Genomic DNA, 5,571 nt, shown 5'->3' on the forward strand with positions numbered 1-5,571 from the left:
ATGCACATCGTAGGACCACTGAGCGAGCCGGTCCTTCACTTCCGTGAAGAGGGTGGCATCATCTTCGATCAGCAATATTTTAAACATAAGGAATCACCTGCTTGGGATAAATTTCTAACATTCATTTTAATGGAAAAAAGCGGCAAGTGCGAATGCGCATGGACAGTCTCCACCGCCAAACACAAAAGAACCTCAATCTCCACAAAATGTGGAAATTAAGGTTCATCTTATGTGCTTATTGAGCTGGCGTAGGAAGAGGCTTCGCATTCTTAGCTTCCTCAGGTAATTGGATGTCTATCGGCTGATTCACATCCTGATAGGTCATGGACATGGTCATATCCACATGATCAAGCGGAATACTCGGATCTTCGCCATATTCCACGATGTATTCTCCATCCATGCTGACAGGAAGTTTGGTCTGCTCATCTACAGTAAGCACAGCGGATAAGGAAACGCTCATTCCTGCAATCGCAGGGGAGTTAAGAACCTCTTTGAACGCGTCCTGGCTGCCGCCAAGTCCACTCAATGTTTTGACAATATCGGCGGTGTTGGTCAACTTGCCTCGGATAGAGACCTTGCGCTGCTTCTGTCCATCCTTCTCGGTTGTGCCAAGATCCTTGTAGAAGAAATATGGCGTTACCAAGGTTTTGCTCACGTCCATGCTTTTCTTCTGCAGCTCCATCAGCTGCTCGAAGGTAAATGGCATCTGCTTGGACATATCAATCCATTCAATGCCGTCATTCGTTGCATTAGGCATCGACATGAAAGTACCTTGGCTGACCATGTATTGGTCCATTTTGATTGTTTTCATTACCATATCTGAACCTGGTGCGGTAGTCGTAATGGATTGATGAAGGCCTTGATCTTTATTGTAGCTGATGTCTGATTTGACAGATGTCTGCAGGTTGTCCAAAGGATATCCCGCATTGGGATGAAACTGGATTTGCATGCCCATCTCCATGTGACCGCGGAACGTTTTCAGATCAGTTGGTGAAGCAGGATCAGCAACCAGCCAGGAGGACACCGAAGGGTCGTTCGCTAACGCTTTTTTGATGGCTGATCCTGCCGTGTCAAGAGTAATTCCGGCAGTTTGGCCGCTGAAATCAACGCTGAATTCGTTCTGCAAAGCGGCGCTTGCCTTACTGTCAGCTAAACCGAGGAATCTCCCTAGAATGAGGGATGCTTCTGCGGGGCTGACCGCTTGGTTCAGACGGAAGGTGCCGTCCGAATATCCCTGTAGGATTTGACGTTCACGCATGATACGTACGGTGTCAGCATAAGGAGAATCCGGACTGACGTCAGTAGGCAAAACAGTTTGCTTATTCGAAGGTGTCAGTTTCAGTTCGTCGGTGATTTGTTTAATGAATTGCCCGCGTGTAATAAGTGCGCTATCATCCGCTGTTGCGGCAGAGACTGATAATGTAGGGAGGGCTAGTGTCAGTCCCAATGTAGAGAGTAATGACATACGTTGGATAGGATGCATGACGATTCTTCACTCCTTTAAGTTTTATACCATCCTATTAAAACTACCATGTTTTTCATGATTTACGCTAGTTTTGGTCATGGCTGTTAGATGTGAGGTTTGATGTGAGCCTGCAAATATCGCATAATGGGGGGAGATAAGAAGGACTGGATAGAGGAGCGTTCATAGAATGGCTAAGAAAAAAGAACAAGAGACGGTCAAACGTCTTGCCCCAGATTTTACACTGCCTGCATCGAGTGGCAGCAGCGTATCCCTGCATGATTACAAAGGGAAAAAGGTGGTTATCTACTTTTACCCACAAGATAACACGCCGACCTGTACGCAGGAATCCTGCGATTTCCGCGATTATAACGGGAAGTTCGCCGAGCTCGGGGTCGAAGTAATCGGCATTAGCCCTGATGAACTGAACGCCCATCATAAATTTATCGCGAAATATGAGCTGCCTTTCCTACTGCTCTCTGACAGCGACCACCAGGTGGCCGAGAAGTACGGGGTATGGGCACTCAAAAAACTGTATGGCCGTGAGTACATGGGCATTGTACGCTCGACTTTTCTTATTGACGAGGAAGGATACATCGTGAAGGAATGGAGTAAGGTGCGGATAAAAAACCATGTTCAGTTGGTGCTGGATGCGGTTGAGGTACTGTAATAGAAGGGGCTGTCGAGATATTTTCGGCAGTCTTTTTGTTTTTTTATTTTGATTTCAGATAATTAGGTTTAAAATTTAGGAGGCTGAATAATAATATATTTAAGTTATTTTAAGTTACATTAAGAATAATTAAGAAGATGGTTGAAACTTCCAAATTAATTAGGTAGACTGGAGATGTGGGGTGATGTTAATGCCTATTACATATGCGGAAAAGAATTTTTTTAGTAAACATTCCAATGAAATCGCATTGGAATTACTGAAGTTAGGCAGTTATGACAACAGTGTGTTGTTGTTCAAGGTACTGGCACATGCAGTGAAGAATAATGACGTAATTGTTCAGTCACTAGATGAATCGATCTTTGAAAATGAAGAGTTATTCAAAGAAAAATTCTCTCATCTCTTAGAGCATGCTCTGGTTCAAGCTACAAAACAAGAAGTTCCTAATACTTTTGCAAACGAACTGACTGAGTCCGTTGTTAATTTGACACCAGTTAAAGAATTTACACCTGGAGAGTTGTCCAAGTATTTTGGAGTCAGTGTGGTAACTATTCATAATTGGATGGATCAAGAACGTTTTGTTGGTATCAAACGCGCGAAAGGTAACAAGCATAATTACATTCCAGAAGATACCGAGTACATTACTCCATCTGGAAAGAGAATTATGGTTAGAGACGTCGTTATGATGTGGCATAAACAAGAATCCGAAAGTGTCCAAATGCCTGAGGAAAGTGACTTCGCTTACTACACACGTCAAATTGCTATGTATGAAGAAAAATACGGTGGCGAATTCAAATGGACGCTCGGTGCCAAAAGCAACTTGAACCCCGAAGAAGAAACCGATGCTCAGGTCTGGTGGCACTTGCTCAGGAGGCAAAAGGTTGAGTTTAGAGATTCTAAAGAGTAATTTTTACATGAAGTTTCACGCCCATTATCATCAGAATGGAACACCGGTTAGGATAACTAAGTATGATCCTTTCCATATTCACAATCATACGGATGGACGTATGGTTAATGAGAAGTTCCGTGAACTTAATGACATTCTTGAGTTTATTCGCATCAGGCAGTTTTCTTTAAAAGAAAAATAAAAAGCTATCCCCCCGATTTGGGAGGATAGCTTTTTTCGGTTGCTGCTAAGCCGAATTACGATAGATGGGGGATGCTAAGGGTTACTTTAGAACACTTCTCAAAATACTGCTAGCCAAGAGACATACTACCCGTTTATCTCCCATATACTCTATCAGTTAGTAAAATGATAGAACAAGCGGAGGGATCATCGCATGCGTTTTCAAGTTCAACATGCAGCCAGTAAACGGAAAAGTATTCAACTCACTATGGTCATCCTACTACTAGTTTCACTGTTTCTCTCTGCTGTCCCTGTAAAGGCCACGGAGGAGGATGGAAACTCCGCAAAAGATGAGCAAGAGATCTATCAAAAGCTCAAAACGGGCAAGCGCCTGCAGCAGGAAGAGAAAAAATATGTAACACCTGAGCAGCCTACGGTTTATTTAACCTTCGATGATGGTCCTAGCAAGCTAACGGGCAAGGTTCTAGATATTTTAGAAAAAGAAGGTGTGAAAGCTACGTTTTTCGCGCTAGGCGAACAAGCCAAAGAACATCCAGATCTGGTGAAAAGAATTTTGAAAGATGGACATACCTTAGGCAATCATTCCTATGATCATGTATATAAAGAGCTTTATAGCGATTTCCAAACGTTTTGGGATCAAATTCAGCGCAGTGAGGAAGTGTTCGCCGACATCGCAGATACCCGCCCGCAATTGGTGCGCGCTCCCGGAGGAACCTACACGAATTTCGATGCCTATTACTACTATTTAATGGATAAAGCGGGTTATACCGTCGTGGACTGGAATGTAGACAGCGGAGATTCGAAGAGAGCTCATGTACCGGCGAGTGAGATCTGGCAAACGGTGAAGGAATCGCCGCTTGAGCACGAATTGACGGTTCTGTTTCATGATGGCACGGGGCATGAATCGACGGTAGAGATCCTGCCTAAAGTGATCGAATACTATAAAAATCTGGGCTATGCCTTCGCGCCTCTGACAACTGATGTGAAGCCGAAGCAGTTCCAGGTGGGGAAATCCAAGTGGTCAAGAAACATGAGTGCGGCCCATTTTCAACAGTTATGGGAGGAAACACAGCAGTATGCGACTGTACATCAGCACCCGGGCCTACAGCAGATCAAGGAGGAGCCAAAGAATACAGACGATCAACTAGTGAAGCAAAAGGTGGCAGCAGCAGAGGAAGAGTCGCCACTCCTCGCTATCAAGCCGACTGTGCCGCTCAAGATCCAATTTTCGCAATGGAACAGCGTTACCTTGGAGCCAGCGCAATATCAATTGCGATCAAATCGCATTGAGCTCTCATTGCGTTTTCTAATTGAGAAATTAGGTGGAAATGTACAGTGGCAGGATAAAACCAAGACAGCAAATGCCCATTATGGCATCTATGATATTGAATATGACTTACCAACAAGAACGATTCGCGCCTATGCTTTGGGAAATAGCGTAGCAACCTACTCTTTGGCTGATATGGAGTTGCAGGAAGGGACGATGGTTGTGCCCCTGCGCAAAACGGTAGATTCGCTAGGAGGTAGAATTACGGACACGGTGATGGAAGCCGATAGGCGGGAAGTGTCAATGGCATTCCGGCAATTCTATATGCTGAAAGAAAATAATAGTATTCTTAAAAACTCTCTATTTGCCCTAGCAGGCTAATGTCTAAAATAGTAGAAGACTGGAAAAACTAGAAGCATACCCTTATGTAAGGAGGCTTCTTGACTATGCAGTCGAAGACACGAATATTCGATCAGCCGCAGCCTCTCGTGGAACGGATGATCCTGAACGTGGAGAAAGTCATTGTTGGCAAAAGAGAGACGATCGAGCAGGCGTTTATCGCGATGTTAAGCGGCGGTCATCTTTTATTGGAAGACGTGCCGGGCGTAGGAAAAACAATGCTGGTACGCGCTTTGGCAAGAACCATTGGTTGCGAGTTTAAGAGAATACAATGCACGCCGGATTTGCTGCCGTCCGATGTGACGGGCGTGTCTGTTTATAATGCGAAGACATGTGACTTTGAATTTCGTCCTGGGCCTTTAATGACGCCAATCGTATTGGCAGATGAATGCAACCGGACCTCTCCCAAAACGCAATCTGCTTTTCTGGAAGCGATGGAAGAGAAGCGGGTCACGGTGGATGGAGTGGGCTATGAACTGCCGAAACCATTCGTCTTGCTCGCCACTCAGAATCCCGTAGACTACGAGGGGACTTACGCGCTGCCTGAAGCGCAAATGGATCGTTTCCTGATGAAGCTATCATTAGGCTATCCGACGCCGGATCAAGAGATTCTGATGCTAGACCGACTCCAGGATCGTCATCCCATCGATCAGGTGAAGCCGGTTATTGTGCAGGATGAGTTTGTGCAG

The 5,571-nt window shown here is 44.9% G+C and carries 6 protein-coding genes and 1 pseudogene; 5 read left to right on the plus strand and 2 right to left on the minus strand.

The features are described from left to right. A pseudogene (locus AC1DUA_RS21085) lies at positions 1–87 on the minus strand (DNA-binding response regulator); the annotation flags it as partial. 148 nt (positions 88–235) lie between these two features. Then, complete coding sequence (locus AC1DUA_RS21090; RefSeq protein WP_477501640.1) at positions 236–1,483, minus strand: DUF6612 family protein; 1,248 nt, start codon at positions 1,481–1,483, stop codon at positions 236–238. A gap of 169 nt (positions 1,484–1,652) precedes the next feature. Between AC1DUA_RS21090 and bcp the strand changes: the two genes are divergently transcribed. From bcp to AC1DUA_RS21115, 5 genes are all read left to right on the plus strand, one after another. After that, positions 1,653–2,132 (plus strand): thioredoxin-dependent thiol peroxidase, encoded by a 480-nt coding sequence (bcp, locus tag AC1DUA_RS21095; RefSeq protein ID WP_477501641.1) that lies wholly within the window; start codon positions 1,653–1,655, stop codon positions 2,130–2,132. 184 nt (positions 2,133–2,316) lie between these two features. Beyond that, complete coding sequence (locus tag AC1DUA_RS21100) at positions 2,317–3,036, plus strand: hypothetical protein (protein ID WP_477501642.1); 720 nt, start codon at positions 2,317–2,319, stop codon at positions 3,034–3,036. Beyond that, positions 3,011–3,217 carry a hypothetical protein gene (locus AC1DUA_RS21105; RefSeq protein WP_477501643.1) on the plus strand — a complete coding sequence of 69 codons (207 nt, stop codon included), beginning with the start codon at positions 3,011–3,013 and terminating at the stop codon, positions 3,215–3,217. Before AC1DUA_RS21100 ends, AC1DUA_RS21105 begins: the two co-directional genes overlap by 26 nt. Before the next feature lie 192 nt (positions 3,218–3,409). Beyond that, entirely contained in the window at positions 3,410–4,864 is a 1,455-nt protein-coding gene (locus tag AC1DUA_RS21110) for a polysaccharide deacetylase family protein (protein WP_477501644.1), read from the plus strand. Positions 4,865–4,929: 65 nt separating this feature from the next. After that, positions 4,930–5,571 (plus strand): AAA family ATPase (locus AC1DUA_RS21115; RefSeq protein ID WP_477501645.1); only part of this gene is annotated, 642 nt, incomplete at its 3' end.

The organism is Paenibacillus sp. 01T422 (genome assembly GCF_056398785.1).

What these genes read in the sequence shown, in the direction of transcription:
- AC1DUA_RS21090 (WP_477501640.1), bottom strand. Translation starts at nt 1,483, where the DNA reads ATGCATCCTATCCAACGTATGTCATTACTCTCTACATTGGGACTGACA.
- bcp (WP_477501641.1), top strand. Translation starts at nt 1,653, where the DNA reads ATGGCTAAGAAAAAAGAACAAGAGACGGTCAAACGTCTTGCCCCAGAT.
- AC1DUA_RS21100 (WP_477501642.1), top strand. Translation starts at nt 2,317, where the DNA reads ATGTTAATGCCTATTACATATGCGGAAAAGAATTTTTTTAGTAAACAT.
- AC1DUA_RS21110 (WP_477501644.1), top strand. Translation starts at nt 3,410, where the DNA reads ATGCGTTTTCAAGTTCAACATGCAGCCAGTAAACGGAAAAGTATTCAA.